The organism is Castellaniella sp., from assembly GCF_034675905.1.
Classification (GTDB): Bacteria; Pseudomonadota; Gammaproteobacteria; order Burkholderiales; family Burkholderiaceae_B; genus Castellaniella.
The window spans coordinates 308,581-323,865 of record NZ_JAUCCV010000002.1 but is presented as its reverse complement, the minus strand read 5'-3'; the positions used below and the strand labels follow the sequence as shown (position 1 = coordinate 323,865).

The 15,285-nt window shown below is 62.7% G+C and carries 14 protein-coding genes; 4 read left to right on the top strand and 10 right to left on the bottom strand.

Features of this window, described 5'->3' with window-relative positions; translation table 11 throughout:
* Positions 1-11: 11 nt before the first annotated feature.
* The 7 genes from VDP79_RS02695 to VDP79_RS02665 all read right to left on the bottom strand — a co-directional run bounded on the left by VDP79_RS02695 (position 12) and on the right by VDP79_RS02665 (position 8,357).
* Positions 12-1,904, bottom strand: coding sequence for a methyl-accepting chemotaxis protein (locus VDP79_RS02695; RefSeq protein WP_323016691.1), 1,893 nt, complete (start codon positions 1,902-1,904; stop codon positions 12-14).
* 156 nt (positions 1,905-2,060) lie between these two features.
* Positions 2,061-2,906: a carbohydrate ABC transporter permease gene (locus tag VDP79_RS02690; protein ID WP_323016690.1), complete on the bottom strand. Its 846-nt coding sequence runs from the start codon at positions 2,904-2,906 to the stop codon at positions 2,061-2,063.
* Positions 2,907-2,911: 5 nt separating this feature from the next.
* Positions 2,912-3,838, bottom strand: a complete 927-nt coding sequence (locus VDP79_RS02685; protein WP_323016689.1) for a sugar ABC transporter permease — start codon at positions 3,836-3,838, stop codon at positions 2,912-2,914.
* A gap of 4 nt (positions 3,839-3,842) precedes the next feature.
* On the bottom strand, positions 3,843-4,862 hold the full coding sequence (locus tag VDP79_RS02680) for an ABC transporter ATP-binding protein (protein ID WP_323016688.1): 1,020 nt from the start codon (positions 4,860-4,862) through the stop codon (positions 3,843-3,845).
* Between the two features lie 24 nt (positions 4,863-4,886).
* On the bottom strand, positions 4,887-6,371 hold the full coding sequence (locus VDP79_RS02675; protein ID WP_323016687.1) for an ABC transporter substrate-binding protein: 1,485 nt from the start codon (positions 6,369-6,371) through the stop codon (positions 4,887-4,889).
* 184 nt (positions 6,372-6,555) lie between these two features.
* The gene (locus VDP79_RS02670) at positions 6,556-7,602 is read right to left on the bottom strand and encodes a quinone-dependent dihydroorotate dehydrogenase (protein ID WP_323016686.1); all 1,047 of its coding nucleotides are present in this window, start codon (positions 7,600-7,602) and stop codon (positions 6,556-6,558) included.
* A gap of 23 nt (positions 7,603-7,625) precedes the next feature.
* Complete coding sequence (locus VDP79_RS02665; RefSeq protein WP_323016685.1) at positions 7,626-8,357, bottom strand: arginyltransferase; 732 nt, start codon at positions 8,355-8,357, stop codon at positions 7,626-7,628.
* A 115-nt stretch (positions 8,358-8,472) separates the two neighbouring features.
* Between VDP79_RS02665 and VDP79_RS02660 the strand changes: the two genes are divergently transcribed.
* Entirely contained in the window at positions 8,473-9,441 is a 969-nt protein-coding gene (locus VDP79_RS02660) for a 2-hydroxyacid dehydrogenase (protein WP_323016684.1), read from the top strand.
* Between the two features lie 28 nt (positions 9,442-9,469).
* On the opposite strand, the gene aat is transcribed toward VDP79_RS02660, so the two are convergent.
* The 3 genes from aat to VDP79_RS02645 are packed head-to-tail and all read right to left on the bottom strand — an operon-like array spanning position 9,470 to position 11,626.
* Positions 9,470-10,303 (bottom strand): leucyl/phenylalanyl-tRNA--protein transferase, encoded by an 834-nt coding sequence (gene aat, locus VDP79_RS02655; RefSeq protein ID WP_323016683.1) that lies wholly within the window; start codon positions 10,301-10,303, stop codon positions 9,470-9,472.
* Between the two features lie 38 nt (positions 10,304-10,341).
* Positions 10,342-10,929, bottom strand: a complete 588-nt coding sequence (locus tag VDP79_RS02650; protein ID WP_323016682.1) for an NUDIX hydrolase — start codon at positions 10,927-10,929, stop codon at positions 10,342-10,344.
* 49 nt (positions 10,930-10,978) lie between these two features.
* Positions 10,979-11,626, bottom strand: coding sequence for a DUF2946 family protein (locus tag VDP79_RS02645; RefSeq protein WP_323016681.1), 648 nt, complete (start codon positions 11,624-11,626; stop codon positions 10,979-10,981).
* Positions 11,627-11,770: 144 nt separating this feature from the next.
* On the opposite strand from VDP79_RS02645, the gene VDP79_RS02640 reads away from it, so the two are divergent.
* The 3 genes from VDP79_RS02640 to VDP79_RS02630 all read left to right on the top strand — a co-directional run bounded on the left by VDP79_RS02640 (position 11,771) and on the right by VDP79_RS02630 (position 15,262).
* A complete protein-coding gene (locus VDP79_RS02640; protein WP_323016680.1) occupies positions 11,771-13,225 on the top strand; it encodes a M20 family metallopeptidase in 1,455 nt (484 codons plus the stop codon).
* Positions 13,226-13,343: 118 nt separating this feature from the next.
* Positions 13,344-15,011, top strand: coding sequence for a methyl-accepting chemotaxis protein (locus tag VDP79_RS02635; RefSeq protein WP_323016679.1), 1,668 nt, complete (start codon positions 13,344-13,346; stop codon positions 15,009-15,011).
* Positions 15,012-15,016: 5 nt separating this feature from the next.
* Positions 15,017-15,262 (top strand): hypothetical protein, encoded by a 246-nt coding sequence (locus VDP79_RS02630; protein ID WP_323016678.1) that lies wholly within the window; start codon positions 15,017-15,019, stop codon positions 15,260-15,262.
* Positions 15,263-15,285 lie beyond the last annotated feature (23 nt).

Sequence of the window (15,285 nt, the reverse complement as noted above, 5' to 3'; positions counted from 1 at the left end):
GATCCTATCGTCTACAGCTTGAAGCTGTTGACGACCTGCTCCAGCTGCGTCACCTGGCCTTCCATGGATTGCGCGGCCGCAGAGACCTCTTCGACCAAGGCGGCATTTTGCTGGGTCGTCAGATCGATTTGACCGATCGCCGTATTGGTTTGTTCGATGCCGGCGGTCTGTTCGCGGCTGGCCGACATGATCTCGGCCATCAACGTCGTGACGTTATTGACCTCTTTCACCAGATCGCCCATGGTGGCGCCGGCTTGCTGCACGAGTGCGCTGCCGGTTTGAACCTTGGATGTGGATGTCTCGATCAGGGTGCGGATTTCGTGCGCCGAATTCGCGGATCGCTGCGCCAGGGCGCGGACTTCTGCGGCTACGACGGCAAAGCCGCGTCCTTGTTCGCCGGCGCGGGCCGCTTCGACGGCAGCATTCAGGGCCAGGATATTGGTCTGAAAGGCGATGCTGTCGATCACACCGATGATTTCCGCCATTTTGTCCGAGGATGCGCTGATGTCATTCATGGTCGTCACGACCTGATCGACGACCTCTGTACCGCGTTGCGCCGTTGCCGAGGCATTGCTGGATAGCTGATTGGCATGTTGCGCATTGTCGGCATTCTGGCGGACAGTGCTGGTCAGTTCTTCCATGGATGCCGCGGTTTCAACGATGGACGCGGCTTGTTCCTCGGTGCGCGATGCAAGATCCAGATTGCCTCTGGCGATTTCGCGTGAAGCCGTGGTGATGGATTGGGCGCTGTCGCCAACCTGGCGCATCAGGCCTTGCAGGAAGGCGATGAATTGGTTGAAGCGTTCGGCAACGGCGTTGAATTCCGGGCTGCTGCTGGCAGGAAGCCGCTGTGTCAGATCAGCGCCGCCCGAGGCCAGAGATTCGATGTTGTTTTCCAGCACTTTCAAGCTGAGCATGAGCTTGCGGATGAGGCCCAGGATCAGCAGCAGCAGAATGATCGCCAAGGGAATCTGCACCATCCCCAGACGGCTGAGGATGGTATTGGATTGTTGCGTGAGCAAGGCGGTCGGCACATCGCTGGCGACCGACCAGGGGCTGCCGGCAATCGTCTGCAGGAAAACCGTGTGTGATCCATCTGCGCCGTCATATTGGGTTTCGACTGTCCCGCCGTTGCTCTTGAGCAGCGCCTGCAAGGGGGCTGCCATGGGCAGACCGGTATCATCCAGCTGCTGCAGCTTGGCGTCTCCGGCGATCAGAGCAGCATTGCCCACGACTTTGCCGTCGCTTTCCACAATCAGGACAGTCCCGTGGATGGCTTCGCCCATTTGCTGAGCCAGGCGGTTGAAAAAACCGAGCGTCACGTCGATGGTCGCCACCCCCCAGATTTTGTCTTGGCGGTAGATCGCCATCGCGCAATTGGTGCGGGGTTCGGGGCTGGCGGAGTCTTGATAGGCCTTTGCCCATGCGCATTGGCCCTTGGGCATTGCCATGCCGTCTTTATACCAAGGCGCTTCCCAGTAATTATCCGATTTTGCCTGGTTCCAGATGGTATTGACCTGTAGCGTCCCGCTGGCGTCACGTGCATAGAATGTGCTGTATTTGTCCCGGGCAGGGTCTCGTTGCTTTGGCAGCGGCCAGATACCGCCGCCAAATACGTTGGTGTCGCCGTATTGATTGACCAGGTAAGGCTGCAGCTGATCGATTTGCTCGTTATCCAGCGCGGGGACGAGTTCGGTGATCGTTTTCTGTTGAGCCTGAACGCGGTTCATCTGCTCTTGAATGGGCTCCGCCATCACGGTCAGGCGATTCTGGATTAATTGGCTCTCATTGTGGATCAGTTGCGGCGTGATGAATCCTTGGATGACGCTCACGGTGATGGCAACCAGCAGGATGAAAAAGCCGATGATCAGGGCGGTAAAGCGGGCCTGTGTTGTCTTGAACATGGGAGCCTTTATAGAAAAATCTTGCGATATCAAACATTCATGATTATAAGTTGCAATGTGTAAACACCGCCAAATACAGTTACGGTTCGATCTGTATATTGTGGTAATAGAGTCAAATTTGCCGGTTTGGCCGATGATGTTGGAAGAAAACCGATCTTAGTTTCTGGCGACGGATGTCAGCCCGGCCACCAGCTGGTCGATAAAAAAGGTATACAGCACGGCAATCGGGATGCTGGCGATCAGGGCGCCTGCCAGCAGCGGCCCCCAGTGATAGACGTCGCCGCGGATCAGTTCCGTGGGCACGGCGATGCTGATGGTCTTGTCGGCGCTGTGTGTGACGAAGGCCAGGGCGTAGATGAACTCGCTGGTAGACAGCGTAAAGGCGAACACCACCACGGTCATCAGACCGGGCAGGGCCAGGGGCAACACCACATGGATAAAGGCGCTGAAACGGTTATGGCCGTCGATCATGGCCTGTTCTTCCAGGTCGCGCGGGATACCCTTGAAAAAACCCATCAGCAGCCAGGTGCAAAAGGGTACGGTAAAGGTCGGGTAGGCGACGATCAGCGCCCAGAGGGAATTCTGCAGGCCCAGAAAGGCGATGACCTTGGAAAAAGGGATGAACAGCAGGGTAGGAGGCACCAGGTAGCTGAGAAAGATGCCGATACCCAGGGTTTCGCCCCAGCTGCCTGCGATACGGGCCAGCCCGTAGGCGGCCGGTACGGACAGAATCAATGTGATGAGGACGACGGCCAGACCGACCCAGACGGTGTTGAGCAACCACTGCACGAATTGGGTCTGGAAGAACAGCAGCCTGAGGTTATCCAAGGTGGGCGGCTCGGAAAACCAGAAAGGATTGATCGCCGGGGAAAAAATATCGCCCTGGGTCTTGAAGCTGGTGATCAGCATCACATAGAAGGGCAGCGCCGAAAATACTACGAACAACAGGGTGGCGATGGTCAGGCCAGTGGCGCGGGCGGGGGATCGGGTGGCGGTGCGCATGATTGTCAGATCTCCCGGCGGCGGATGATGGACAGGACCGCGATGGATACCGCTGCCAGCACCGGCAGCAGAAAGAGCGCGGTGGCGGCCCCTCGGCCCAGCGATCCGCCTTGCACGCCGGTAAAGAAAGCCAGCGTGGGCAGGACCTGAGTGGCATTGGCCGGCCCGCCACGCGTCAGGATGAAGACGGTGACGATGTCGGTGAAGACGAACACGAAGGTGAACAGGATCGTGACCCCGAACACCGGAATCAGCATGGGCAGGATGATGTGGAACAGACGCCTGAAATAGCCGGCTCCGTCAATTTCGGATTGTTCCAGGATGTCGCGCGGCACGCCGTTCAGGCCGGCCAGGATGATGACGGTGGCCAGCGGCAGCAAGCGCCAGACATTGACCAGTATGATGGAAAACAGCGCCAGGCCGCTGCGCCCCAGCCAGAACGTATTGTCGAAATCTCCGAACAGGGCGCCAGGGTGGCCCAGCAGCCCCAGCCCGCGCAAGATCCAATCCAGCGGGCTGAAGGTCGAATCCAGCATCCACAGCCAGGCGATGGCGCTCAGCGATGCCGGCGCCGTCCAAGGCAGCAAGATCAGGAAGCGGATCAGCCATTTGCCCCGCGTCGGGCGCATCAGCAGTTCCGCCTGGAGAGTGCCCAGCACCAGCACGCCGACCAGCGTGCTGGTCGTGATGACGAAGGTATTGCTGATGGCGCGCAGAAAATCAGGCATGTCCAGCAACGCCCGGAAGTTGTCCAGGCCGATGTAGCGCATTACCGGGCTGCCGGTGGTGACGTCGTTCAGGCTGTAGATCACGGCCAGCACGATGGGAATGCCCAGCAGCAGTGTGATGTACAGGATGGCGGGCAGCACCATGCCCATGGCCAGCAAGGTGTCGCGCTGGCTCAGGCTCAGAGTGACGCGGGATCGGCTCATGGCGTCAGTCCTGGACCCGTAGGCCGGATCGCGGGTCGAAGCGGCGCATCAGGGCATCCGGCACGCAAAAGAGGCAGGATTGCCCGGCGGCAAGCCCTTCAGCCAGCCGCTCGGGCAGTTTCAGGATGATTTCAGTGCGGTTGGGGGTGAACATTCCGTAGACCAGTGCATTGGCCCCCAGGTTCTCCACCTGCTGGATGTCGATGGGCAGCATGTGATGCTGCGGCAGGTCCGTCTGCTCGGTCAGGCGGGCGTCTTCCGGATGAAAGCCCAGCAGCCAGTCGCCGGCTGGGATCAGGTTCATGGGGGGCGAGCCCATGAACTGGGCGACAAAGGTATTGGCCGGCTCGTGGTAGATCTCGTAGGGTGTGCCGATCTGCTGAATCTTGCCGTGATTCATCACGGCGATGCGCTGTCCCAGGCCCATGGCCTCGATCTGGTCGTGCGTGACGTACAGCGTCGTGATGCCGGTTTGTTGATGCAGGCGCTTGAATTCCCGGCGCGCCGAATGGCGCAGCTTGGCGTCCAGATTGGACAGGGGTTCATCCATCAGGAACAGCTTGGGCGTCCTGACCAGGGCGCGGGCGAGCGCCACCCGCTGGCGCTCGCCGCCGGACAGCTCGCGGGGCTTGCGCCCCAGCAATGGGCCGATGCTGAACAGATTGGCCGCCCATTGGACTTTGTCCTGAATCTGGGCGGCCGGCATTTTCAGGGCTTCGAGTGGAAAGGAGATATTGCGGGCTACGGTCTTGTGCGGATAGAGCGCATAGCTTTGGAACACCATGGCGATATTGCGCAGGCGCGGCGGTTCTTCATTGGCCAGCCGTCCATCGATGCGGATGGCGCCGCTGCTGGGGTGTTCCAGTCCGGCGATGGTGCGCATCAGGGTCGATTTGCCTGACCCCGAGGCGCCCAGCAGCACCAGGAATTCGCCATCCGGCACATCCAGGCTGACATCATCCACGGCCTTGACGCGTCCGTGGTCGTAGGTGGTGCTCAGGTGCTCGATGTTCAGGCTGGCCATGAGGGCGCTCCTTGATCGTCAGATTCAAGCCTTCTTGCCGCCGATCAGGCCCCGGCCGCGCCATTGCTCATAGATGCCCGCGCATTGCTTGGCAGCTTCGTCCACGGCCTGTTCCGGCGTCAGGTCCCCACGGGCGGCCTTGGCCATCATATTGGGCAGGATGAAGGTATTGAAGACCTCGCCCACGGCAGGGTTGGAATAGCCGGGATGCCCCAGGTTGGTGGTCCATTCGGGGGCCGGCACCAGGGGGGCCAGCTTGCCGTCGGCTTCGCCGTCCAGCTTGAAGGGATCGTGCGCGAACCAGGCGTCGTTCAGGTTTTTCAGGGTCTTGGCGCCCTGGACCGCCGCATATCCCCGATCCCCGCCGGGCACGGCAGTGCCGAAGAAGCTGGGCGAGTTGTAGAGCTTGCTCTGGTACATGGCCTGGTCGTAGTTTTCCGCCAGGTGCAGGATGAACTGCTTGGCCAGATCTTCGCGGGCTTTGGCGAATTTCGGGATGATGGTGTTGTAGAGCACGTGCACATTGGCCCAGCGGTCGCCCTTGGGGCCGGCCAGCGGTCCGGTGAAAAACACGTCCTTGGCGATGTCCGGCTTGGCTGCCTGGGCCGAGCGGTAGGCCGAGATCGAATTGACGATGTACGACGCCTTGCCGGCCAGCAGATCCTGATTGTTGGACGCGGCATTCCAGGCAAAGACGGCGGGCGTCATGGTGCGGTGATACAGATCCACCATGTACTTCACGGCTTCGACGGCGCGGGTGCGGTTGTCGCCTTGGCCCAGGATCACATTGTCCTCCGCGTCCTGGACGGAGGCTCCCCAGGACCACAGGATGGACCGCGCCACCATGTTCGAGTCCAGTTCCTGCGACATGCCGATCCCGACCTGGACGCCCTGATCCTTGCGGATTTTCTCGCCGACGTCCAGCAGTTGCTGCCAGGTATCCGGCCCATTGGCCATGCCGGCCTTGTCCCATAGCGACTTGCGGTAGTCGCCGCAGTCGATGGTCCAGCCGTGGCAGAACGCATACCAGGTCTTGACCACCGGGTTGTAGGACACCCGTTCGATGATGGGGAAGATGCTGCCGAACTGCTTGGCCGCCTGCTGGTTGATGTCGGCCATGTCCAGCACGTTGGGGGTGAATTGGGCGGCTTCCGGCCCCAGCTCGATGATGTCGTGACCCGAACCGGCCGACAGTTCGGACGTGGTGGCGGTGACCAGGTCACCGATATTGATGTGATCGACCGTCACCTGCACGCCGTGGGCATCGCCCCAGGCCTTGGCGAAGGCGTCGAACCACTTGTCGTAGCTGGGGACGAAGTGGCTCCATTGCAGGATTTTCAGGGTTTTGTCGGCCGCCAGCGCGCGGCCGGACAAGAACGGCACGCCCAGCACCGCCAGTCCCGCCAGGCTGCCGGCCTGCAGGATGTGACGTCGGGTGGGGGAATCGGGAGAATCGGAACGGCGGGGGAGAGGATGTTCCGAGGTAAGGGTGGAGCGTGTGTACGACATGACCTGCCTCCTAGGAAGGGCAGGTCGTCAGACCACATACACTGGCGGCGCCACCCTGAACAGATGGATATGCAGCAGCGTAGCGGTCGCGGGGTACCTGGCGCGTCACGCACGATGGAATCGTGATTCAGTGTAACGCCGTTTGATTTCAGAAAACGGGATCGATGCGGGTAAACCCCTGGGTTTACAGACTGTCCAGCGCCTGGACGCATTCCCGGATCAGGGCGGGGCCGCGATAGATCAGGCCGGTGTAAAGCTGAACGGCATCGGCGCCTGCCTGGATTTTTTCCAGGGCCTGCCGGCCGGATTCGATGCCGCCGACACCGATGATGGCGGTGTCCGCGCCCAGGCGTTCGCGCAGGCGGCGGATCACGGCCAGCGACAGGGCGTGTACGGGCGGGCCGGACAGGCCGCCGGCCTCGTCTTCGTGAGGCAGGCCGTGGACGGCATCCCGGGATAAAGTGGTGTTGGTGGCGATGATGCCGTCGATGCCGTGGCGCGGGACCAGGTCGGCGATGGCGTCGATTTCCCCGGCTTGCAGGTCGGGGGCGATTTTCACCACCAGCGGGGTGCGGCGCCCGTATTGGTCGGCCAGCGCCAGGCGGCGGGCCTGCAAGGCGGCCAGCAGGGCGTCTAGCGCGTCGTGGCTTTGCAGGCTGCGCAGGTTCTGGGTGTTGGGCGAAGAAATATTCACCGTGACGTAGTCGGCATGAGGATAGACGCCATCCAGGCAGCGCAGATAGTCGTCCACGGCATGTTCGATCGGGGTGGCGGCGTTCTTGCCGATATTCAGCCCCAGAATGCCGCCCTGGCGGCGCCACTGGCTGCGTTGCACATTGGCGATGAACGTATCCAGGCCGTCATTGTTGAACCCCATGCGGTTGATCAGGCAGCGGGCGCGCGGCAGGCGGAACATGCGCGGTTTTGGGTTGCCGGGCTGTGCGCGGGGCGTGACGGTGCCGACTTCGATGAAACCGAAGCCCAGAGCAGCCAGGGCATCGACGTGGGCGCCGTTCTTGTCCAAGCCGGCAGCCAGGCCCACGGGATTGCGCAGGGGCAGGCCCATGACGGTGCGGGGCAGCGTGGGTTGGTGAGAGGCCGTCAGCAACCGTGTCGCCGTGCAATCGTGGCTGCGCTGCAACATGCGCAGCGTCTGTTCGTGCGCCTGTTCCGGGTCCATGGAAAACAGGGCGGCGCGGGCCAGCGGATAGGCGTTGAACAGAAGAGACATGGGCGCTTTGAAAGGTGAGGAAATCAGTGTGCGGCGGGTTCGATCCAGACGCCGCCCCGAAGAATCTGGTGCGGACGAAACCGCGACTTGTAGGCCATTTTACGGCTTTCGGCAATCCAGTAACCCAGGTACAGCCAGGGCAGCCCCAGGCGCTGGCAATAGTCCAGCTGCCACAGAATGCCGTAGGTGCCCAGGCTGCCATGCCAGTCAGGGTCGTAGAAGGTATAGACCGCCGAAATGCCGTGGTCGATGCGGTCCATGATCGATACCATGCGCAGGACGCCTTGCGCATCGTGGAATTCAGCCATTTCGGTCTGCACACGGCTGGTCAGCAGGAATTGCGTGTATTGCGCCTGATCGTCCTGGTCCATGCCGGCGCCCGGATGGCGTTGTTGCTGGTAGCGCAGGTAGAGATCGAAATGTCGGGCGTCCCAGTGCAGCGGCGCCAGCTGTACCGTCAGGGCTGTCTGCATGCGATGCCAGAGCTTGCGCTGGGTGCGGTCGCGCTGAAAGCGCCGCACCTCGACCCGCAGCGGAATGCAGGCCTGGCAGCCGCCGCAGGCGGGGCGGTAGGTGAACAGGCCGCTGCGGCGAAAGCCCTGCTCGATCAGGCGTGAATAGGCGGCGTCGTCCACCAGGTGAGCGGGGGCGGCGACTTCGGATCGCGCCATGCGTCCGGGCAGGTAGCTGCAGGGGTAGGCTGCCGTGGTGTAGAACTGCAAGCGGCGGAAAATCGATTCACTGGGTTTGCTCATGGCCGGGGCTGGAATTCCTGTCGGTTCATTGTGACACCGGGCACAGGCGATGACCAGTGCCTGCCGCTTGAACTGTCTGGCCTGGTTGTCGTACAACATAGGTCTGGAAAATCGGATGTCGGAGAACGGTATGACGCAGGCGGGTGCAGAACTTGCACAATTGGTATCCCTGGGGGCGGATTACGATGCGCAATTGGCGGCGCGCTGGCGGGTGCTGCCCTTGTTTCAGGAAGATGCGCCCGAAGCGCGGCTCAAGGCCCTGGCGCCGGATGTGCGGCTGCTGGTCACGTCCGCCCGGGTGGGCGTGACGCCTGACACCTTGCAGGTCTTGCCCCAGCTGCAGGCGATCTGCAGCTGGGGGGTCGGCTGTGATGCGCTGCCTCTGCAAGCGGCGCGGGATCGGCGGGTTGCGGTCAGCAACACGCCTGATGTGCTCAGCGAATGCGTGGCGGATATGGCCTGGGGTCTGCTGCTGGCCAGCGCTCGGCAGATTCCTGCAGGCGACCGCTATGCACGCTCGGGAGGCTGGGTCTCGCAAGGAAAATTCCCGCTGACGACCCAGGTCTGGGGCAAGCGGCTGGGCATCCTGGGGATGGGGCGGATCGGCCAGGCCATCGCCCGTCGCGGCCAGGGGTTCGGCATGGCGTTGCGCTATCACAATCGTCGGCCGCGCACGGATCTGGCCGTTGGCGACTACGAGCCTTCCCTGATCGAACTGGCGCGCTGGGCGGATTTTCTGGTGGTGGCCTGCCCGGGAGGTGAGCAGACACGGCATCTGGTGGATGCGCCGGTCCTGCAGGCGCTGGGTCCCAAGGGGCTGCTGATCAATATCGCCCGAGGCTCCGTCGTGGATGAATCCGCCCTGATTCCTTTGCTGCAGACGGGGGCCTTGGGCGGGGCGGGGTTGGACGTGTTTGAACGCGAACCCGGCGTGCCCGCCGATCTGGCGGTGATCGACCGGGTGGTGCTGATGCCGCATGCCGCCAGCGGCACACGTGAAACGGCAGGCAAGATGTCGCAGCTGGTGGTCGATAATCTGATCGCCTGGCAAGATCGGCAGCAACTGTTGACGCCAGTGGCCTGAGGCATCCCAGGGCTGCGGACCGGCGGTGTCAGGCGGGTGGCGGCGTGTCGTCGGCCAGCAGACGGCCATCGGCCAGCAGGCGGCCACGCCCCCAGCCGGGCGGCGGTGCGTCGCGGCCATCGGCCAGCAGGCTCAGGAATTGCGCCCGCGTGATAGGGCGCGCGCCCAGACGGCTCAGGTGCGGGGTTTCCTGCTGACAGTCGATCCAGGGAACCCCCTGGGTCTGCAGGTAGCGCACCAGATAGGCCAGGGCGATCTTGCTGGCGTCCGCCGCCAGGCTGAACATGGATTCCCCGAAAAAGCAGCGGCCCAGGCTGACGCCGTACAGGCCGCCGGCCAGCTGACCGTCGATCCAGGTTTCGACGCTGTGTACGCGCCCCATCCGATGCCAGGCGGCGTACACCTGGATGATGTCCGGCGTGATCCAGGTGGCGTTCTGTTCTGTGGTGTGATCGGAGGCGGCCACGCGCTGCCCCAGGCGCGCCGCGCCCAGGCTGATCCGGGGGGCGCCCCGTCGTGCGCAGTGCGCGATGATGTCGGGAAACGCCTGGTTCAGGGTGACGCATAGCGATCCGGCGGCGCTGTGTGAGGGCGCGCGGTTGTCCGGTGCGCGCCCGAATTGGCGGATGCGTTTTGCCAGGGAATGACTGATGTGCAGATCCTGGCAGCGCAAGACCATGCGCGGGTCGGGGCTCCACCACAATACCGGGTCGCCAGGGCTGTACCAGGGAAACAGGCCTTTGCGGTAGGCTTCCTGCAGCCGTGCGGGCGACAGGTCCAGCCCGGCAGCCACCAGGCCCTGGGGCGAGGCGCGGCTGATATCGGGCAGGGGCGCATCCGGTTCAACCCAGGCAATCGACATGGCGCAGAGGTATCGGTCAGGCGGTTCGGGTCGGCAGGCTAGTCGGGAAACCGCAGGTCGATCGCGTAATGACGGGTCGGGAAGCTGTCTGTCCCGTGGTCCTGCAGGTAGTGTTCCAGTGTCGTGCTGACCGTGCGGAAGGCCAGCTCGTGCCAGGGGATCCTGTCCAGATCGAAGAACGCGGCTTCCAGAGTTTCCGGCCCGGGCGCCAGATGCGCGTCCAGGGCCTCGGCCAGATAGAACAGATGCACCTGGTTGACCGAGGGCACGTCGATCACCGTATACAGGGATTGGATCCGGATGCGGGAGCCGGATTCTTCCTGGTTTTCGCGTGCCGCGCCCTGTTCGGTGGTTTCGCCTAGTTCCATGAAGCCGGCGGGCAGCGTCCATTTGCCATGGCGCGGTTCGATGGCGCGGCGGCACAGCAGCACCTGATCACCCAGGATCGGTATGACGCCGACCACATTGCGCGGGTTCTGGTAATGCACCGCCCCGCAATGGGTGCACAGATCCCGGATCCGGTTGTCGTCCGGCGGGATTTCGTGGGCCAGCACATGCCCGCATTGTGAACAGTATTGCTGCGTGCGGGGTGCGGGATGGTAGAAGGCAGGAGCGGACGGGTTCATGTGCCGATTTTAGCGTGCCGGCTGATGGTGCGTATGGGCGCCGGCGTGATCAGCGTGCAGCCCCAGGAGACGCGTCGGACGGCCTGCGCACGAAGCCCAGGGTGGTTTCCGTGGCGGCCGCCTGTATGCCGCCCAGCGGCGCCGCCGGGCAGCGGGGGGTGTTCCAGCGGATGGCGACCCTCGTGTCGGCCGGGATCCGATCCGGGGCGTGACCTTCCAGCCAGGCGCTGAGCGGTTGATCGTCCGTCGTGCGCAGCGTGTCGATCACCTGGGCCAGGTCTCGATCGGCAATCAGCCCCGCCCCCCGGCCGGACTGGGTGTACAGGCGGCCATGATCATCCAGCCACCAGTGGGAAATCGGTCCGTAAGGCTGGCCGGTGTGGGTCAACAACAGCAGCTGTCCCTGAGGATCCGGCGCGGTATGCAGAATCCAGGGGGCTCCGTCCAGGCGGACGTAGACGCGTTGCGGGCCATTTTGAAAGAACCAGCGGCCTTGCTCATCGGACTGATAGTTACGGTTCATGAAGGCTGCGATCTGCGGATTGCTGATGAGCTCGCCGGGTTCTTCCGCGGCAGCGCCCCACCCCTGGCCGTGCGGATGCAGCAGCCACTGCCCCCGCAGGGATAGGGACAGCCAGCCGTAGGCCGCCGGCACACTGGGCCAACGGGCCATGGCAGCCAGTACCTGTTCGTCCATGTCGAAATCCTTTTGTATCGCTGGTTCCTCAAGGATGGCATGAAAGTCGCTCGTCCGCATCTTCAGGGCCGCTTTGACGTCAGGGGGTTGGCAGCGGGTAGCGGGCGTAGAATGAACGTTGACAGAAAACACCAGGAAGCCGTCATGGATGCTCCTTTTCGCGCGGGTCTGGACCCTATCGCGTTACAAGAATTCGTCGATGCGCAGTGGGACCGGGAAATCGTCCCCGCCTTGAAGCATTACATCGCCATTCCCGCCAAGAGCCCGGCCTTTGATCCGGACTGGGTGCAGCATGGATATATCGATCAAGTCGTGCGCGATGCCGCGCAGTGGCTGGAGTCCCGGCCGATTGCCGGTCTGACGGTCGAGATCCTGCGCCTGCCGGGCCGTACGCCTGTGCTGTTTTTCGAGGCTCCGGCCACCCGCCAGGATCAGGGGGATGCCGTCCTGATGTACGGCCACCTGGACAAGCAGCCCGAATTTTCCGGCTGGCGCGTGGGGCTGGGGCCTTGGCAGCCGGTCATGCAGGACGGCAAGCTCTATGGTCGCGGCGGCGCCGATGACGGTTATGCCGTCTATGCCTCCCTGACCGCCATCGAGGCGCTGGACCGCCAGGGTGTTCCCCGTCCGCGTTGCGTCGGCTTGATCGAAACCTGCGAGGAATCCGGCAGCTACGATCTGCTGCCCTATGTCGACGCCTTGCGCGACCGGCTGGGGCGTGTCGCGCTGGTCGTCTGCCTGGATTCCGGGGCCGGCAACTATGACCAACTCTGGATGACCACCTCTTTGCGCGGGCTGGTGACGGGGGTGCTGGAAGTCCAGGTATTGGACGAGGGGGTGCATTCCGGCGACGCCAGTGGCGTAGTGGCCTCCAGTTTCCGGATCTTGCGCCATCTGCTCGAACGATTGGAAGACAGCGGCACGGGACGTGTGTTGCCCGGCAGTTTTCATTGCGAAATCCCGGCCGAGCGCCAGGATCAGGCCCGCGAAGCCGCCCGGATTTTGGGTGACGAGGTCTGGAAACGTTTCCCCTGGGCCTGCGGGGCCGATCAGGGCTTTGTGCTGCCCATGACCCGCGATCCCCAGCAGGCGATGCTGAACCGCACGTGGCGGCCGGCCTTGTCGGTCACAGGGGCCGAAGGCCTGCCGCCCTTATCCAGTGCGGGTAACGTGCTGCGCCCGCGCACCGCGTTCAAGCTGTCTTTGCGCTTGCCGCCGCTGGTGGATGCCGTGGCGGCGGCGCAGACGCTGAAATCCTTGCTGGAACAGGATGCGCCCTATCAGGCGCGGGTGCTGTTTCACCCCGACCCCGGCGTGGCCAGCGGCTGGAATGCCCCCGTCTCTTCGCCGTGGCTGGTGGAGGCGCTGGATGCCGCGTCTCAGCAGTATTTCCAGGCGCCTTGCGCTTATATTGGCCAGGGCGGCACGATTCCCTTGATGAACCTGCTGCTGCAAGGCTTCCCGACCTCGCAATTCATGGTGTGCGGGGTTCTGGGGCCCAAATCCAATGCGCATGGCCCCAATGAATTCCTGCACGTGCCCTATGCCAAGCGGCTGACGGCGGCAATTGCGCAGGCCATGGCGGCGTTGCCGGCTTGATGGCGGCAAAAGACGCGTATTACTGGTGAATGGGGTATCTGTTTACCCGATCTCGCTTTCGAGGGCTGATTAGAATGATTTGGAACCTTATACCAAATCTTTCGAGGCAGCCCTTCTCATGTTCAATAGTTTGCGTGCCCGCCTGACCGGTGTCAGTGTCCTGATCGTCTCGCTATCCCTGATCATCCTGACGGCAGCAGTGTTTCTGGTGGTGCGATCCATCGTGCTGGATTCTCTGGATGCCGGTACGGATCGGTTGGCCAGGACCTATGCGGGGGAACTGACCCAATGGGTGCAGGACAAACAGCAGATCACTCACTCTATCAGGCTGGCGCTGCCACAAGAGGACCCTGTCCCCCTGTTGAAAGCTGCCGAACAAGCGGGCTTGGATCTGGCCTACTTTGTGCGGGCTGATAAATCGTACGGCTTTACCCGCAAACAACCGGATGGCTACGACGGTACGCAGCGCGATTGGTACAAACAGGCTGCCGCCGCAGGCGGGCCTGTGGTCACCCCGATCTACGCCGATGCGGCGACGGGAGATTTGACCCTCAGCTTTGCAGAGCCTGTCGTAGAGGGCGGCAAGACGGTCGCCGTTGTCGCCTCGGACATGACGATGCAGTCGGTCATCAAAAAAATCGCCGACATCCGGCCCTATGAAAAAAGCTTCGCCTTTTTGGTGGATGCCAGCACCGGCAAGATTCTGGCGCATCCGGATGCGGATCTGACGCTCAAGCCGATCACGGATTTGTCCTCGGACCTCAGTATTGAACTGGTGTCCGATCTGGCGAAGCAGGGCGGACATCAAGTGGTGCTGATCGGTGGTGTGCCGCAGATGTTGTATGCGATGAGTGTCGCTGGAACGCACTGGGTGCTGGGGATCAGCGTGGATCAGGCCGAGGCCACCGCAGCATTGAATCGGCTGCTCTGGCTGGCAGTCATGATCACTCTGGCCTGCGTGCTGGTGGCAGGCTTGTTGATGGGCGGATTCGTGCGCCAGCAGCTGGGCCGTCTGATCCAGGTGCGTGATGCCTTGCAGGATATCGCTTCGGGCGATGGCGACCTGACCCGGCGTCTCGGGGAATCCGGCAAGGACGAACTGACTCAGATCGCCAGCGCCTTCAACCTGTTCGCCAACAAGATTTCCACCGTCTTCGTGCGTATCCGTGCGACTTCCAATTCCGTGCAGACGGCTGCGACGGAAATCGCCAGCGGCAGCCAGGACCTGTCCTCGCGCACCGAGGAACAGGCCAGTTCTTTGGCGGAAACCGCCGCCACTATGGAAGAAATCACCGCGACGGTGCGGCAGAACTCCGATCATGTCCAACAGGCCAACACATTGGCGTCGACGGCCGCCAAGACCACCGCAGTCGGGAATGCCGCGGTGAACGAGCTGGTCACGACCATGAGTGAAATCAATACCAAGTCCCAGCAAGTGGCTGAGATCATCGGCGTGATCGACTCCATTGCGTTTCAGACGAATATCCTGGCCTTGAATGCCGCGGTAGAAGCCGCCCGGGCGGGCGAGCAAGGGCGGGGTTTTGCTGTGGTGGCGGCGGAAGTCCGCGCCCTGGCGCAGCGTAGCGCCTCATCGGCCAAGGAAATTCGCGGCCTGATCGAGACCTCGGTTCAGGCCACCACCAAGGGCAATCAACAGGCTGCCAGCGCCAGCAAGGCGACGCAGGAAATCCTGGAGGGCATCAACCGCGTGACCGACATCATGGCGAAATCAATGCCGCCAATCATGAGCAGACCACCGGGATCGAGCAAATCAATACGGCAGTGACGCAGATGGATGACGTGACCCATCAGAATGCCAGCCTGGTCGAGGAATCCGCTGCTGCCGCTGCCAGCCTGCAGGACCAGGCCAACACGCTGGCAGCGCTGGTTGGCACCTTCCGCGTGGATGATCAGGATGCGGTGCCGGCGGTGTGGTCTTGTCCGATACGCCGCGCCGTCCAGTGGCGCTATTGCCGCGTCGTTGATCAACGTGTCATACAAGGGCCTGTGCCGTTAGCGGCACAGGCCCTTTGCTGAGTGGGATAGCGGCGGCGCGCGTC